13 protein-coding genes are annotated in these 14,660 nt (G+C 58.4%); 6 read left to right on the top strand and 7 right to left on the bottom strand.

What is annotated here, in order from left to right; translation table 11 throughout:
• The first annotated feature begins 13 nt into the window (after nt 1-13).
• Together trkA and ACA059_RS00060 are read left to right on the top strand one after the other, a co-directional pair.
• On the top strand, nt 14-1,387 hold the full coding sequence (gene trkA / locus ACA059_RS00065) for a Trk system potassium transporter TrkA (RefSeq protein ID WP_140675886.1): 1,374 nt from the start codon (nt 14-16) through the stop codon (nt 1,385-1,387).
• 121 nt (nt 1,388-1,508) lie between these two features.
• Nucleotides 1,509-1,823 carry a tetratricopeptide repeat protein gene (locus tag ACA059_RS00060; protein ID WP_223431361.1) on the top strand — a complete coding sequence of 105 codons (315 nt, stop codon included), beginning with the start codon at nt 1,509-1,511 and terminating at the stop codon, nt 1,821-1,823.
• Here ACA059_RS00060 and ACA059_RS00055 read toward each other — a convergent pair whose 3' ends face one another.
• From ACA059_RS00055 to tag, 3 genes are all read right to left on the bottom strand, one after another.
• Complete coding sequence (locus ACA059_RS00055) at nt 1,824-2,063, bottom strand: PilZ domain-containing protein (protein WP_497632226.1); 240 nt, start codon at nt 2,061-2,063, stop codon at nt 1,824-1,826.
• A gap of 106 nt (nt 2,064-2,169) precedes the next feature.
• On the bottom strand, nt 2,170-3,057 hold the full coding sequence (locus ACA059_RS00050; RefSeq protein ID WP_497632225.1) for a lysophospholipid acyltransferase: 888 nt from the start codon (nt 3,055-3,057) through the stop codon (nt 2,170-2,172).
• 40 nt (nt 3,058-3,097) lie between these two features.
• Nucleotides 3,098-3,655, bottom strand: coding sequence for a DNA-3-methyladenine glycosylase I (tag, locus tag ACA059_RS00045; protein ID WP_497632224.1), 558 nt, complete (start codon nt 3,653-3,655; stop codon nt 3,098-3,100).
• Between the two features lie 81 nt (nt 3,656-3,736).
• On the opposite strand from tag, the gene glyQ reads away from it, so the two are divergent.
• The 4 genes from glyQ to ACA059_RS00025 all read left to right on the top strand — a co-directional run bounded on the left by glyQ (nt 3,737) and on the right by ACA059_RS00025 (nt 8,147).
• The gene (gene glyQ / locus ACA059_RS00040) at nt 3,737-4,690 is read left to right on the top strand and encodes a glycine--tRNA ligase subunit alpha (protein ID WP_008155694.1); all 954 of its coding nucleotides are present in this window, start codon (nt 3,737-3,739) and stop codon (nt 4,688-4,690) included.
• On the top strand, nt 4,687-6,741 hold the full coding sequence (gene glyS, locus ACA059_RS00035) for a glycine--tRNA ligase subunit beta (protein WP_497632223.1): 2,055 nt from the start codon (nt 4,687-4,689) through the stop codon (nt 6,739-6,741). The genes glyQ and glyS overlap by 4 nt, the downstream gene beginning before the upstream one ends.
• A gap of 4 nt (nt 6,742-6,745) precedes the next feature.
• A complete protein-coding gene (gene gmhB / locus ACA059_RS00030; RefSeq protein ID WP_165353315.1) occupies nt 6,746-7,285 on the top strand; it encodes a D-glycero-beta-D-manno-heptose 1,7-bisphosphate 7-phosphatase in 540 nt (179 codons plus the stop codon).
• 82 nt (nt 7,286-7,367) lie between these two features.
• Nucleotides 7,368-8,147: a lysophospholipid acyltransferase family protein gene (locus ACA059_RS00025; RefSeq protein WP_497632222.1), complete on the top strand. Its 780-nt coding sequence runs from the start codon at nt 7,368-7,370 to the stop codon at nt 8,145-8,147.
• Nucleotides 8,148-8,443: 296 nt separating this feature from the next.
• Here ACA059_RS00025 and gyrB read toward each other — a convergent pair whose 3' ends face one another.
• The 4 genes from gyrB to dnaA are packed head-to-tail and all read right to left on the bottom strand — an operon-like array spanning nt 8,444 to nt 14,660.
• Complete coding sequence (gyrB, locus tag ACA059_RS00020) at nt 8,444-10,867, bottom strand: DNA topoisomerase (ATP-hydrolyzing) subunit B (protein ID WP_497632221.1); 2,424 nt, start codon at nt 10,865-10,867, stop codon at nt 8,444-8,446.
• A 5-nt stretch (nt 10,868-10,872) separates the two neighbouring features.
• A complete protein-coding gene (gene recF / locus ACA059_RS00015) occupies nt 10,873-11,976 on the bottom strand; it encodes a DNA replication/repair protein RecF (RefSeq protein ID WP_007969883.1) in 1,104 nt (367 codons plus the stop codon).
• Nucleotides 11,977-11,996: 20 nt separating this feature from the next.
• A complete protein-coding gene (gene dnaN / locus ACA059_RS00010; protein WP_008155702.1) occupies nt 11,997-13,100 on the bottom strand; it encodes a DNA polymerase III subunit beta in 1,104 nt (367 codons plus the stop codon).
• A 39-nt stretch (nt 13,101-13,139) separates the two neighbouring features.
• Nucleotides 13,140-14,660 (bottom strand): chromosomal replication initiator protein DnaA, encoded by a 1,521-nt coding sequence (gene dnaA, locus ACA059_RS00005; protein WP_347803513.1) that lies wholly within the window; start codon nt 14,658-14,660, stop codon nt 13,140-13,142.

Below are 14,660 nucleotides of genomic sequence, written 5' to 3'. Positions count from 1 at the left end.
AGGGAGTGACTGGATGAAAATCATCATCCTCGGCGCAGGGCAGGTCGGCGGTTCGCTGGCAGAACACTTGGCCAGCGAGGCCAACGACATCACCGTGGTCGACACCGACGGCGAACGCCTGCGCGACCTCGGCGATCGGCTGGACATCCGCACCGTGCAGGGCCGCGGTTCACTGCCGACGGTGCTGCGCCAGGCCGGCGCGGACGACGCCGACATGCTGGTGGCGGTGACCAACAGCGACGAAACCAACATGGTGGCCTGCCAGGTTGCCCACACCCTGTTTCACACGCCGACCAAAATCGCCCGGGTTCGCGAAGCCGCCTACCTGACTCGCTCCGAGCTGTTCGACAACGAAGCGATCCCGGTGGACGTGCTGATCAGCCCGGAGCAAGTGGTCACCAATTACATCAAGCGCCTGATCCAGCACCCGGGCGCCTTGCAGGTGATCGACTTCGCCGAAGGCAAAGCCCAATTGGTGGCGGTCAAGGCGTACTACGGCGGCCCGCTGGTGGGTCAGCAACTGCGCCAGTTGCGTGAACACATGCCGAATGTCGAAACCCGTGTGGCGGCGATTTTCCGTCGTGATCGGCCGATCCTGCCCCAAGGCGATACGGTGATCGAGGCAGACGACGAAGTCTTTTTCATCGCCGCCAAGGCGAATATTCGCGCCGTGATGAGCGAAATGCGCCGCCTCGATGAAAGCTACAAGCGCATCGTCATCGCGGGCGGCGGACAGATCGGTGAGCGTCTGGCCGAGGCCATCGAAAGCCGTTACCAAGTGAAGATCATCGAGATGAACCCGGCGCGCTGCCGTCATCTCTCGGACACCCTCGACAGCACCGTGGTACTGCAGGGCAGCGCTTCGGATCGGGATCTGCTGCTGGAAGAGAACATCGCCGACGCCGACCTTTTCCTGGCCCTGACCAACGACGACGAAGCCAACATCATGTCGTCGCTGCTGGCCAAGCGCCTGGGTGCGAAGAAGGTGATGACCATCATCAACAACCCGGCCTACGTCGACCTGATCCAGGGCGGCGACATCGACATCGCCATCAGCCCGCAATTGGCGACCATCGGCACCTTGCTTGCCCACGTGCGTCGCGGCGATATTGTCAGCGTGCACTCATTGCGCCGGGGCGCAGCGGAAGCCATCGAGGCGATTGCCCACGGTGATGAGAAGTCGAGTAAGGTCATCGGCAAGTCCATTGAGAACATTGGTCTGCCGCCGGGCACCACCATCGGCGCAATCATCCGTGACGAAGAGGTGATCATTGCCCACGACGACACCGTGATCGCGGCGGGCGACCATGTGATTCTGTTCCTTGTGGATAAAAAGCATATTCGGGATGTGGAAAAGCTGTTCCATGTGGGACTCAGCTTCTTCTAATCCGGAATACGTGCTGTGGCATAAATCGCCAAGATCGCAGCCTTCGGCAGCTCCTACGCCGATCTCTGTAGGAGCTGCCGAAGGCTGCGATCTTTTGATCTTCGCTTCAAAGGAATCCACCATGCTCGAATCCCTGGAAAAAATGCTCGCCAAGGGTGTGGATAACTCTTTGCTACGCTTCGGGCTGGGCAAGGGCTATCTGGATCTTGGGGAAAACGCCAAGGCTGCCGAGCATTTCCAGCGTTGCGTCGAGTTCGATCCGAAGTATTCAGCGGCCTGGAAGCTATTGGGCAAGGCCCATCTGGGACTGAAGGATTTCGCATCCGCACGTCAGGCGTGGGAACAGGGCCTGGAAGCCGCTCGCGCCCATGGCGACAAGCAGGCCGAAAAGGAAATGACCGTGTTTCTGAAGAAGCTTGAGCGTCAGGCTCACTGATCAGAGGTATCGCAGGCCAATGCCCTCGGCATCCACCAGCACCACTTCCATGCGCACCCGCGGCGCGCCTGTGGGTAAGTCTTGCACCTGACCGTACACCACCGCGCCCTTGGACAAGACCGACAAGCCCGGATGCTTGACGTAGACGCCTGTCGCCGACAGGTTACGCGTCTGGCCCAGGCATTCGCCGAAGCTGTAGTGACTGATCTTGATGCGAAACGATTTGCGGTGTTCGGACATCTTCTGCGCCCTTTATTGAACGGTTGTGGATAAGCCGACGAGCAAGATCAAAAGACCGCAGCCTTCGGCAGCTCCTACAAGTTATCCACAGATCATGCCAATCAACTCAGTACCAGCGTTCTTCACCCGGCGGCCGCTTCTTGAAGCGCTTCATGCTCCACATGTACTGGCTCGGATACGCCCGCACATAGCGCTCGACCACCTGGCTCATGGCCGCGCAGGACGTCTCGGTATCGGTGCTGTACATGGCTTCTGGCGCGGCTTCGAGGATCACTTTGTAACCCGAACCGTCCGGCAGACGTAGCGCATGCAGGAACACGCCGACCGCTTTGCCGCCGGCGAGCATGTTCGGTACGAATTTGCTGGTCAGGGCCTGAGTGGCGAAGAACGGTACGAAGATCCCGGCAGATTCGGACGGTTCCGGGTCAGCGGGAATACCCACTGCACCACCTTTGCGCACTTCCTTGATGACACTGAGGATGCCTTCCTTGGTGGAGGCGGCCACCCGATTACCCAATTGCACCCGCTGCTTGCGCAGCAAATCATCCACAGCCTTCAGCTTTGGCGGACGATAAAAGATGATCGGTTTGCACTGGTTGCAATAGAAGTGGTTCAACACTTCCCAGTTGCCCAGGTGGCTGGTGATACCGACGACACCTTTGCCGGAAGCGAGAGCGTCCTTCAAGACGTCGAGGCCTTCGACTTCGCGCACCAGGTCGATGGAACGCTGGGCCGGCCAGATCCAGGCGCAGGCGCTTTCGGTCAGGGACTTGCCGATGTCTTTCAGGCTCTGGCCGACCAGACGCTCACGCTCGGCCGAGTCCATGTCCGGGAAACACTTGGCGAGATTGATCCGCACCACATCGCGGGAACGGTTGGGGGTTTTCCACATGACCCAGCCGATGACCGAGCCCACTGCCTGCACTGCCCGCCACGGGAGCAGGGCAAACAGCCGCAGAGCGCCTACCAGCAAGGCGCCTTTAAACTTATCCACAGGTCACTCCTGATCTTGTGCTGTGCGCGAGGCGGCTATTCTAACCGCCGTTCGCCAGTGTCGCGTAGCGATCGCAGTCCTGGGTGTGGTCCATGACCATGCCCGAGGCCTGCATCAGCGCGTAACAAATAGTCGGGCCGACGAACGTGAAGCCGGCCTTTTTCAGGCCTTTGCTCATTTCCACGGCGGTCGGCGTCACGGCCGGCACTTCGCTGCGATCCTTGAAATGATTGATCACAGGCTTGCCGTCGACGAAGGACCAGAGAAACTCCACCGGATCCTCCAGCGCCAGCCAGGCCTGGGCATTGCGTCGGGCTGCGTTGAGTTTGAGGCGATTGCGAATGATGCCCGGATCGAGCATCAATTCATCGATTTCGGCGTCGCTCATTTGCGCCACGCGTTGTACGTCGAAGCCGAACATTACCTGACGATAGTGCTCACGTTTACGCAGCACCGTGATCCATGAAAGGCAGGCCTGGAACCCTTCGAGCAAAAGCAACTCGAACAATCCCTGCGCATCGCGTAGCGGCGTGCCCCACTCCTGATCGTGATAAGCCATGTACAGCGGATCTTCGGAACACCAAAAGCAGCGTGGCATAAGGCTCCAGGGGGCGTGTGCAGGACCGAATCGGGTATACTCCCGCTCTTTAAATCGCAGCCCAAGAAACAGGTGAATTTCGTGAGCCAGCCTACGCCAGCCGTGCGTACCTTCCAAGACTTGATCCTCGCCCTCCAGCAATACTGGGCCGAGCAAGGTTGTGTGGTACTTCAGCCCTACGATATGGAAGTAGGCGCCGGGACTTTCCACACTGCCACGTTCCTGCGCGCCATTGGCCCGGAAACCTGGAACGCCGCTTATGTGCAGCCCAGTCGTCGCCCGACTGACGGCCGCTACGGTGAAAACCCGAACCGTCTGCAGCACTACTACCAATTCCAGGTCGTGCTGAAGCCGAACCCGGACAACTTCCAGGAACTGTACCTGGGCTCCCTCAAGCATGTCGGCCTGGACCCGTTGGTCCACGACATTCGCTTCGTTGAAGACAACTGGGAATCGCCAACACTGGGCGCCTGGGGTCTGGGCTGGGAAGTCTGGCTCAACGGCATGGAAGTGACGCAGTTCACTTACTTCCAGCAAGCGGGCGGCATCGAGTGCTACCCGGTGACCGGCGAGATCACTTACGGCCTTGAGCGCCTGGCCATGTACCTGCAAGGCGTGGACTCGGTCTACGACCTGGTCTGGGCTGACGGTCCGATGGGCAAAGTGACCTACGGCGACGTGTTCCACCAGAACGAAGTGGAGCAGTCGACCTATAACTTCGAACACGCCAACGTCGAGAAGCTGTTCGAACTGTTCGATTTCTACGAAAGCGAAGCCAAGCGCCTGATCGAACTCGACCAGCCGCTGCCGTTGCCGAGCTACGAAATGGTGTTGAAGGCCTCCCATACCTTCAACCTGCTGGATGCTCGCCGAGCGATCTCGGTCACCGCACGTCAGCAATACATTCTGCGTGTCCGCACCCTGGCGCGTTCCGTTGCGCAAGCCTACCTGCTGGCTCGCGCCAAGCTGGGCTTCCCGATGGCGACGCCAGACCTGCGTGACGAAGTGTTGGCTAAGCTGGAGGCTGCACAATGAGTGCTCAAGATTTTCTGGTTGAACTGGGCACCGAAGAACTGCCACCCAAAGCCCTGAACACCCTGGCCGACGCGTTCCTGGCCGGTATCGACAAGGGCCTGCAAGCCGCAGGCCTGAACTACGAGACCAAAACTGTCTACGCCGCGCCACGTCGTCTGGCTGTGCTGATCACCGATCTGGCTACACATCAGCCGGATCGCAGCATCAACCTCGATGGCCCGCCACGTCAGGCTGCGTTCGATGCCGAAGGCAATCCGACTCAAGCGGCATTGGGCTTCGCCAAGAAGTGCGGCGTCGACCTGAGCGAAATCGATCAAAGCGGCCCGAAACTGCGTTACAGCCAAAGCATCGCCGGCAAACCGACCGCGAGCCTGCTGCCAACCATCGTCGAAGATTCCCTGAACGACCTGCCGATTCCCAAGCGCATGCGCTGGGGTGCTCGCAAGGAAGAATTCGTTCGCCCGACCCAGTGGCTGGTGATGTTGCTCGGTGACCAGGTCATCGATTGCACCATCCTCGCCCAAAAGTCCGGCCGCGATTCCCGTGGTCACCGCTTCCATCACCCGGAAAGTGTGCGCATCACCTCGCCGGCCAACTACCTGACCGACCTGCGTGCTGCTTACGTACTCGCCGACGCAAACGAGCGTCGCGAACTGATCAGCAAGCGCGTCGAAGAGCTGGCGACGATGCAGGAAGGTACTGCAATCGTGCCGCCAGCCCTGCTCGACGAAGTGACCGCGCTGGTTGAATGGCCGGTGCCGCTGGTGTGCTCGTTCGAAGAGCGTTTCCTCGACGTGCCGCAAGAAGCCCTGATCACCACCATGCAGGACAACCAGAAGTATTTCTGCCTGCTGGATGCCGACGGCAAGTTGCTGCCACGTTTCATTACCGTGGCCAACATCGAAAGCAAAGACCCGCAGCAGATCATCGCCGGTAACGAGAAAGTGGTTCGTCCACGCCTGACCGACGCCGAGTTCTTCTTCAAGCAAGACAAGAAGCAGAAACTCGAAGATTTCAATCTGCGTCTGCAGAACGTGGTGTTCCAGGAAAAACTCGGCAGCGTCTACGACAAGGCTGAGCGCGTTTCCAAACTCGCTGCGTTCATCGCCCAACGCATTGGCGGTAACGCCGCGTGGGCTTCCCGTGCAGGCCTGCTGTCCAAGTGCGACCTGGCGACCGAAATGGTCGGTGAGTTCCCGGAGATGCAAGGTGTCGCCGGTTACTACTACGCCCTCAACGACGGCGAGCCGGAAGAAGTCGCTCTGGCGCTGAACGAGCAGTACATGCCGCGCGGTGCCGGTGCTGAACTGCCGACCACCCTGACCGGTGCGGCCGTGGCCATCGCTGACAAGCTCGACACGCTGGTGGGCATTTTCGGTATCGGCATGCTGCCAACCGGTAGCAAAGACCCGTACGCCTTGCGCCGTGCAGCGCTGGGTGTGTTGCGCATCCTGATCGACAAGAAGCTCGACCTCGACCTGAACGACGCCGTGGCGTTTGCCGTGAATGCGTTCGGTACCAAGGTCAAGGCTGCTGGCCTGAACGATTCGGTGTTGGAGTTCGTCTTCGACCGTCTGCGTGCCCGTTACGAAGACGAAGGCGTGGATGTCGGGACTTACCTGTCGGTGCGTGCCCTGAAGCCGGGTTCGGCGCTGGACTTCGATCAGCGCGTACAAGCGGTAGAAGCGTTCCGCAAATTGCCGGAAGCCGCTGCGCTGGCCGCGGTGAACAAGCGCGTTTCGAACTTGCTGAGCAAGGTCGAAGGCTCTGTTCCGTCGGTCGTGGAAGCCAAGTACTTCGACAACGCCAACGAGTTCTCCCTGTATTCGGCGATCCAGCAGGCTGACCAGGCTGTCCAGCCGATGGCTGCGGCGCGTCAGTACAGCGAATCTCTGGCACGTCTGGCTGCCTTGCGCGAGCCGGTGGATGCGTTCTTCGAAGCCGTAATGGTCAACGCTGAAGATGCCAAGGTCCGCGCCAACCGTTACGCGTTGCTGTCGCGCCTGCGTGGGCTGTTCCTCGGCGTCGCCGACATTTCGCTGCTGGGCTGAGGGGCTGCTGTTGAAACTGCTGATTCTCGATCGGGACGGGGTGATCAATTACGACTCCGACGCATACATTAAGTCGGTGGAGGAGTGGATTCCGCTCCCGGGTTCGATCGAAGCCATCGCGCAGTTGAGCAAGGCCGGCTGGACGGTAGCGGTGGCTACTAACCAGTCGGGCATCGCTCGCGGCTATTACGACATCGCCACCCTGGACGCCATGCACGAGCGCTTGCGCGAGCGGGTGGCGGAGCAGGGCGGTGAAGTCGGGCTGATCGTCTATTGCCCGCACGGACCGGACGATGGCTGCGATTGCCGCAAACCCAAACCCGGGATGTTGAAAACCATCGCCGCGCATTACAACGTCTCGCTGACCAATCTTTGGTTCGTCGGCGATACCCTTGGTGACCTGGAGGCCGCCAAAGCCGTCGATTCTCAGCCAGTTTTGGTAAAGACCGGGAAAGGCGAAAAGACTTTGGGCAAGACCCTACCGGTAGGCACCTTGATTTTTGACGATCTGGCGGCGATTGCCGCAGAACTTATCCACAATTAGAGTGCTTCGATTGTTCCGATTAAGGACTGATCGGGAGTGCGCTTTATATAGACGGGCAGAGCCCGCAACGGTAAACGTCGCCATGTCGATACTGCAGGCCATCAGATCCTTCCTCTTTTACCTGCTGCTGGGCATCAGCTCCTTGCTCTGGTGCAGCCTGAGCTTTTTTATCGCGCCTTTTCTGCCGTTCAAGGCGCGCTATCGCTTCATCAATGTGTACTGGTGCCGCTGCGCCTTGTGGCTGAGCAAAGTCTTTCTGGGTATCAGCTACGAAGTGAAGGGCGCCGAGAACGTACCCGACCAGCCCTGCGTGATTCAGTCGAACCACCAGAGCACGTGGGAGACGTTTTTTCTATCGGCCTACTTTGAGCCGTTGAGCCAGGTACTCAAGCGCTCATTGCTGTTTGTACCGTTCTTCGGCTGGGCCATGGCCATGCTGCGACCGATCGCCATCGACCGCGACAATCCGAAAGCGGCACTCAAGCATGTGGCGAAGAAGGGCGATGAACTGCTGAAAGATGGTGTCTGGGTTCTGATCTTCCCTGAGGGAACGCGCGTTCCTTACGGCACCATCGGAAAATTCTCTCGCGGTGGTACTGCTTTAGCCGTCAACGCCGCACTTCCCGTGCTGCCGATTGCGCACAATGCTGGCAAGTTCTGGCCGAAAACCGGTTGGGCGAAGAAGCAGGGCGTCATCACCGTGATCATCGGTGAGCCGATGTATGCCGTGGGCAGTGGGCCGCGAGCGGTTGCCGAGCTGAATGATCGGGTCCAGGCCTGGAACGAGCAGATGCAACGTGAAATGGGTTCGCTGCCACCCGCCCCGCAAGCCCCGACGGCTACCGATCAAATGGCTGTCTGAGATTTTGTGGATAACCTGTGTACCGTTTTGTTGAAATGCGTCGGATTTAGTTTGTAGGTTTATGATTTATATACATATTTTATAAACCCATAAAAAACCGAAAAAGGTGCATAAGTTTTTTTCGGACGTAAAAAAACCGGCTGATATAGCCGGTTTTTTTATGCCTGTGATTCAGGTGTTTCAATCTTCGTTGGAGAGTGTGGCAACGATGGCCGAGTAAACGGACGCACATCGCAAACAATAAAAAAGGCCAACGCTTTGAGCGTTGGCCTTTTTCGTTTGGCAGGTTCGCTGGATCAGAAGTCCAGGTTGGAAACCGCCAGGGCGTTGCTTTCGATGAAGTCACGACGAGGCTCGACCGCATCACCCATCAGGGTGTTGAAGATCTGGTCCGCGCCAATGGCGTCTTCGATGGTCACTTTGAGCATCCGGCGCTGACTTGGGTCCATAGTGGTTTCCCACAGCTGATCCGGGTTCATCTCACCCAGACCTTTGTATCGCTGGATGGTGTGACGCTTGGTGCTTTCGGCCATCAGCCATTCAAGGGCTTCCTTAAACTCGGTGACCGGCTTCTTGCGCTCGCCACGCTGGATATACGCGCCGTCGTCCAGCAAGGTGCTCAGTTGAGCGCCCAGAGAAACAACAGTCTTGTAATCGTTGCTGCCGAAGAAGTCGCGGTTGAAGGTGACGTAGTTCGACAAGCCGTGGGAGATCAGTTCGACCTCAGGCAGCCAAACGTTCCGTTCACGGTCTTCACGCAGGCTGGCTTTGTAGACCAGGCCGGACTTCTCGACGGTGCGCAGGCGAACTTCGTACTGGGCCATCCAATCCTGCATCGCAGCGTGATCGGACAATTGCTCTAGGCTAACGGCTGGAAGGTAGATGAAGTGCTCGGTCAGCTCCTGTGGGTACAGGCGCGACAGACGCTTGAGCGTCTTCATTACCAGACGGAAGTCATTCACCAGACGCTCGAGGGCTGGCCCGGAAATACCCGGGGCTTCCTCGTTCAGGTGCAGGCTCGCATCTTCCAGGGCCGACTGCGTCATGTACTCTTCCATGGCGTCGTCGTCTTTGATGTATTGCTCTTGCTTGCCTTTCTTGACCTTGTACAGCGGTGGCTGGGCGATGTAGATGTAGCCGCGCTCGATCAGCTCCGGCAACTGACGGAAGAAGAAGGTCAGCAGCAGGGTACGGATGTGCGAACCGTCGACGTCAGCATCGGTCATGATGATGATGTTGTGGTAACGCAGCTTCGCGATGTTGTACTCATCGCGGCCAATGCCACAGCCCAGCGCGGTGATCAAGGTGCCCACTTCTTGCGAAGAGATCATTTTGTCGAAGCGCGCCTTCTCGACGTTCAGGATCTTGCCCTTCAACGGCAGGATGGCCTGAGTCCGGCGGTTGCGTCCCTGCTTGGCGGAGCCGCCAGCAGAGTCACCTTCCACGAGGTACAGTTCGGAAAGGGCAGGGTCTTTTTCCTGGCAGTCAGCCAGTTTGCCCGGCAGGCCGGCGATATCCAGCGCGCCTTTACGACGTGTCATCTCACGGGCTTTACGCGCCGCTTCACGAGCGCGAGCCGCATCGATCATCTTGCCGACGACCAGCTTGGCTTCGTTCGGGTTTTCCAGCAGGAAGTCAGAGAAGTACTTGCCCATTTCCTGTTCGACCGCGGTCTTCACTTCGGAAGAAACCAGCTTGTCTTTGGTCTGGGAGCTGAACTTCGGATCCGGCACTTTTACCGAGATGATCGCGGTCAGGCCTTCACGGGCATCGTCCCCGGTGGTCGCGACTTTGTGCTTCTTCGCCAGACCTTCGGCTTCGATATAGGTGTTCAGGTTACGCGTCAGAGCGGAACGGAAACCCACCAGGTGAGTACCGCCATCTCGCTGCGGAATGTTGTTGGTGAAGCACAACAGGTTCTCGTTGAAGCTGTCGTTCCACTGCAAGGCGATTTCCACGCCGATGCCGTCTTCACGCTGGATGTTGAAGTGGAACACCTGGTTGACCGGGGTCTTGTTGGTGTTCAGGTATTCAACGAACGCACGCAGGCCACCTTCGTACTTGAACAGCTCTTCTTTACCGCTGCGCTCATCCTTGAGGACGATGCCGACACCGGAGTTGAGGAAGGACAGTTCACGAATCCGCTTGGCCAGGATGTCCCAGCTGAAGTGGATGTTCTTGAAGGTCAGGTCGGACGGTTTGAAGTGGATCTGGGTGCCGGTGGTTTCACTCTCACCGACGATTTTCATCGGTTCTTGTGGAACACCGTGAATGTAGGTCTGTTCCCAGATCTTGCCGCTGCGGCGAACGGTCAAGACCAGCTCTTCGGACAAGGCGTTCACAACCGACACACCTACACCGTGCAGACCGCCGGATACTTTGTAGGAGTTGTCGTCGAACTTACCGCCGGCGTGCAGCACGGTCATGATGACCTCGGCTGCCGAGACGCCTTCTTCTTTGTGCACATCTACCGGGATACCACGACCGTTGTCGCGAACGGTGATGGATTCGTCCGGGTGGATGATGATGCTGATGTCGTCGCAGTGGCCAGCGAGCGCTTCATCGATGGAGTTGTCGACTACCTCGAAGACCATGTGGTGCAGACCGCTACCATCGTCGGTGTCACCAATGTACATACCGGGACGTTTGCGTACGGCATCCAGGCCTTTCAGCACTTTAATGCTCGTTGAGTCGTAGGTATTCGTATTTTCTTCGCTCAATGCCTTCACTCCCGATGGTCGTGGGTCTGGGTGATACGGCCCTGTTCCACGTGGAACAGAGCGACTGGCGTTTCCGTCTGCCAGCCTTCCCTCAATAATTCGTGATCTACACAGGTGATAAACACCTGGCAGCGTAAGTCTTCCAGCAAGCGGCAAAGCGCGCGGCGGTGGTGCTCGTCCAGTTCAGACGGCAGGTCATCCACCAGATAAATACACTGGCCGCGTCGGGCCTGACTGACCAAGTGCCCTTGGGCAATCCGCAATGCACAGACCACCAGCTTCTGCTGACCGCGAGACAAGATGTCCGCGGCGTTGTGTGCGCCCAATCTAAGACGCAAATCAGCGCGCTGCGGTCCGGCCTGGGTATGACCCATTTGCTGATCCCGCTGAAGGGACCCGGCGAGCACTGCACTCAACTCGCGGTCTTTGTCCCAACCTCGGTAATAGCTGAGCGTTAAGCCCTCGAGCTCAACCAGTTCGCTCAAGGTCTGTTCAAAGACTGGTTTCAAGGCTTTGATATAAGCGCGGCGGTATTCATCAATTTCAGCGCTGGCTTGGCACAGTTCCCTGTCCCAAACCGCTTGCGAAACGGCGTCAAGTGTACCATGCCGCAGCCAAGAGTTTCTCTGGCGCAGGGCCTTCTGCAAGCGCTGCCAAGTGGACATGAATCGTGGTTCCACGTGGAACACGCCCCAGTCGAGAAACTGCCGGCGAATCTTCGGTGCGCCTTCCAGCAAGCGGAAGCTGTCAGGGTTGATCAACTGTAGCGGTAGGATTTCCGCCAGTTGCGCCGCGCTGCGAGCATTCTGCCCGTCGATGCGAATCTGGAACTCCCCTTGACGGTCTCGGGATATCCCCAAGGCACTGTGCCCACCCTCGGCCAACTCCACCTGACCAAACACCGTACAGGCGAGCTGCTCGTACTGGATGACCGGCAACAGGCGGGTGCTTCGAAACGAACGGGCAAGCCCCAGCAGATGAATGGCTTCCAGAACACTGGTTTTGCCGCTGCCGTTGGCGCCGTAAAGAATGTTGATTCGGGGGGAGGGGGAGAAGGTCACCGGGTGCAGATTGCGCACCGCGGTGACCGAGACGCGACTTAAGGACATCTAGCTTCTGCTGAGCATGATTACAGACGCATCGGCATGACAACGTAGGCCGAGTCGTCGTTGTCGGACTCTTGCACCAGCGCGCTGCTGTTGGAGTCGGACAGGATCAAACGAACCTGCTCAGTGGTCATCACGCCCAGTACGTCGAGCAGATAGCTCACGTTGAAGCCGATTTCCAGATTGCCGCCGTTGTACTCAACGCCCACTTCTTCTTCCGCTTCCTCCTGTTCCGGGTTGTTCGCCTGGATCTTCAGCTGACCGTTGGCCAGTTGCAGACGGATGCCGCGGTACTTTTCGTTGGACAGAATCGCGGTTCGGCTGAAGGCTTCACGCAGGGCCTGACGATCGCCGAGTACCAGTTTGTCGCCGCCCTTAGGCAGAACACGCTCGTAGTCCGGGAATTTGCCGTCGACCAGTTTCGACGTGAACGTGAATTCGCCGGTGGTTGCACGGATGTGGTGCTGACCCAGGACGATGCTGACGATGCCGTCCGGCTCAGTCAGCAGGCGCGCCAGCTCAAGGATACCTTTACGTGGCACGATCACCTGGTGGCGGTCCGGCTGACCAATATCGGCCTTCATCGAGCACATGGCCAGACGGTGACCGTCGGTGGCCACGGCGCGGATGATGCCTTCGGAAACTTCCAGCAGCATGCCGTTGAGGTAGTAACGCACGTCCTGCTGGGCCATGGCGAAGCTGGTCCGTTCAATCAGGCGACGCAATTTGCTTTGCTCAAGGCTGCACGTCAACGAGCCTGGGCCTTCTTCCACAGTCGGGAAGTCATTGGCCGGCAGGGTCGACAGGGTGAAGCGGCTACGGCCGGCCTTCACTACGAGCTTCTGTTCGTCGACCTTGATGTCGATCAGCGCATCGTTCGGCAAGCTTTTGCAGATATCCATCAGCTTGCGCGCAGGCACAGTGATGGAACCTGGATCAGCAGGCTCTTCGAGTTGTACACGACCGACCAGCTCGACTTCCAGGTCGGTACCGGTCAGCGACAATTGCTGGCCTTCGACAACCAGCAGCACGTTGGAGAGCACCGGCAAGGTCTGTCGGCGCTCGACGACGCCTGCGACCAGTTGCAGGGGTTTCAACAGGGCTTCGCGTTGAATGGTGAAATGCATGGTCTAGTCCCTTGCCTTAATAAGCTGCGCTGGTGTTCATCAAGTGGTCAGTGTACGCAGCAGGTTCTTGTAGTCCTCGCGGATGTCCGCGTCGGATTCCTTAAGTTCGTTGATCTTGCGGCAGGCGTGCAAAACAGTCGTGTGGTCGCGGCCGCCAAACACATCGCCGATTTCCGGCAGGCTGTGGTTAGTCAACTCTTTGGACAACGCCATGGCAACCTGACGCGGACGAGCGACCGAGCGTGAACGACGCTTGGACAACAAGTCGGAGATCTTGATCTTGTAGTACTCGGCGACAGTGCGCTGAATGTTATCCACAGAGACCAGTTTGTCTTGCAGTGCCAACAGATCTTTCAGGGATTCGCGAATCAACTCGATGGTGATATCGCGGCCCATGAAGTGCGAGTGGGCGATCACGCGTTTAAGCGCACCTTCCAGTTCACGGACGTTGGAACGAATACGTTGGGCAATGAAGAACGCCGCGTCATGGGGCAGATCGACTTTGGCCTGATCGGCCTTTTTCATCAGAATCGCCACGCGGGTTTCCAGTTCCGGCGGCTCGACGGCTACCGTCAGGCCCCAGCCGAAGCGGGATTTGAGGCGCTCTTCAAGGCCTTCGATTTCTTTCGGGTAGCGGTCACTGGTGAGAATGACCTGCTGGCCACCTTCAAGCAGGGCGTTGAAGGTGTGGAAAAACTCTTCTTGGGAACGTTCTTTGCGAGCGAAGAACTGAATGTCATCGATCAGCAATGCATCCACCGAACGGTAGAAGCGCTTGAACTCGTTGATGGCGTTCAGTTGCAGGGCCTTGACCATGTCGGCCACGAACCGCTCGGAATGCAGGTACACAACCTTGGCATTCGGATTCTTCTTTAATAGGTGGTTACCCACAGCGTGCATCAAGTGGGTTTTACCCAAGCCGACGCCACCATAAAGGAAGAGTGGGTTGTATCCGTGCTTGGGATTGTCCGCCACTTGCCAGGCCGCAGCCCGGGCCAGTTGGTTGGACTTGCCCTCGACGAAGTTTTCGAAGGTGAAGGTGCGGTTCAGGTAGCTGGTGTGCTTGAGCGCGCCTTCGACCTGCACCGTACGCTGTTCGGCGCGAATCGGTGCCTGTTGCGAACTGGCACCGGCCATCGGGTCAAAGCTATCGCGCGATGGCTCTTCATTAACCTCGGCAACTTTTTGCGTCGCACGCTTGGTCGGAGCGGCTACCTGGGCTGGCGCCGTGGCGCTGACAGGTGCTTGAGCGGCCTGAGCCTGTGAAGCAGCGGCGGCCAACGGAGCATTCGGGGCGGCACGCGGTGCCGAACTGCGTTTGCTGCCTATTAATAAGGACAGCGCCGGCGCCATGCCATTGCCATGCTCATCCAGCAGTTCAAGGACGCGGCCCAGATACTTTTCGTTGACCCAGTCGAGAACAAAACGATTCGGTGCGTAGACACGCAACTCGTCGCCTTCGGCTTCGACCTGTAGTGGACGGATCCAAGTGTTGAATTGTTGGGCAGGCAGCTCATCGCGCAAAAGCTCCACGCACTGCTGCCAAAGTTCCACTGACAC

Source organism: Pseudomonas sp. LBUM1647 (assembly GCF_059716175.1).
This window is presented reverse-complemented; position numbering and strand designations above follow the sequence as displayed.

What these genes read in the sequence shown, in the direction of transcription:
- trkA (WP_140675886.1), top strand. Translation starts at nt 14, where the DNA reads ATGAAAATCATCATCCTCGGCGCAGGGCAGGTCGGCGGTTCGCTGGCA.
- ACA059_RS00060 (WP_223431361.1), top strand. Translation starts at nt 1,509, where the DNA reads ATGCTCGAATCCCTGGAAAAAATGCTCGCCAAGGGTGTGGATAACTCT.
- ACA059_RS00055 (WP_497632226.1), bottom strand. Translation starts at nt 2,063, where the DNA reads ATGTCCGAACACCGCAAATCGTTTCGCATCAAGATCAGTCACTACAGC.
- tag (WP_497632224.1), bottom strand. Translation starts at nt 3,655, where the DNA reads ATGCCACGCTGCTTTTGGTGTTCCGAAGATCCGCTGTACATGGCTTAT.
- glyS (WP_497632223.1), top strand. Translation starts at nt 4,687, where the DNA reads ATGAGTGCTCAAGATTTTCTGGTTGAACTGGGCACCGAAGAACTGCCA.
- ACA059_RS00025 (WP_497632222.1), top strand. Translation starts at nt 7,368, where the DNA reads ATGTCGATACTGCAGGCCATCAGATCCTTCCTCTTTTACCTGCTGCTG.
- recF (WP_007969883.1), bottom strand. Translation starts at nt 11,976, where the DNA reads ATGTCCTTAAGTCGCGTCTCGGTCACCGCGGTGCGCAATCTGCACCCG.
- dnaN (WP_008155702.1), bottom strand. Translation starts at nt 13,100, where the DNA reads ATGCATTTCACCATTCAACGCGAAGCCCTGTTGAAACCCCTGCAACTG.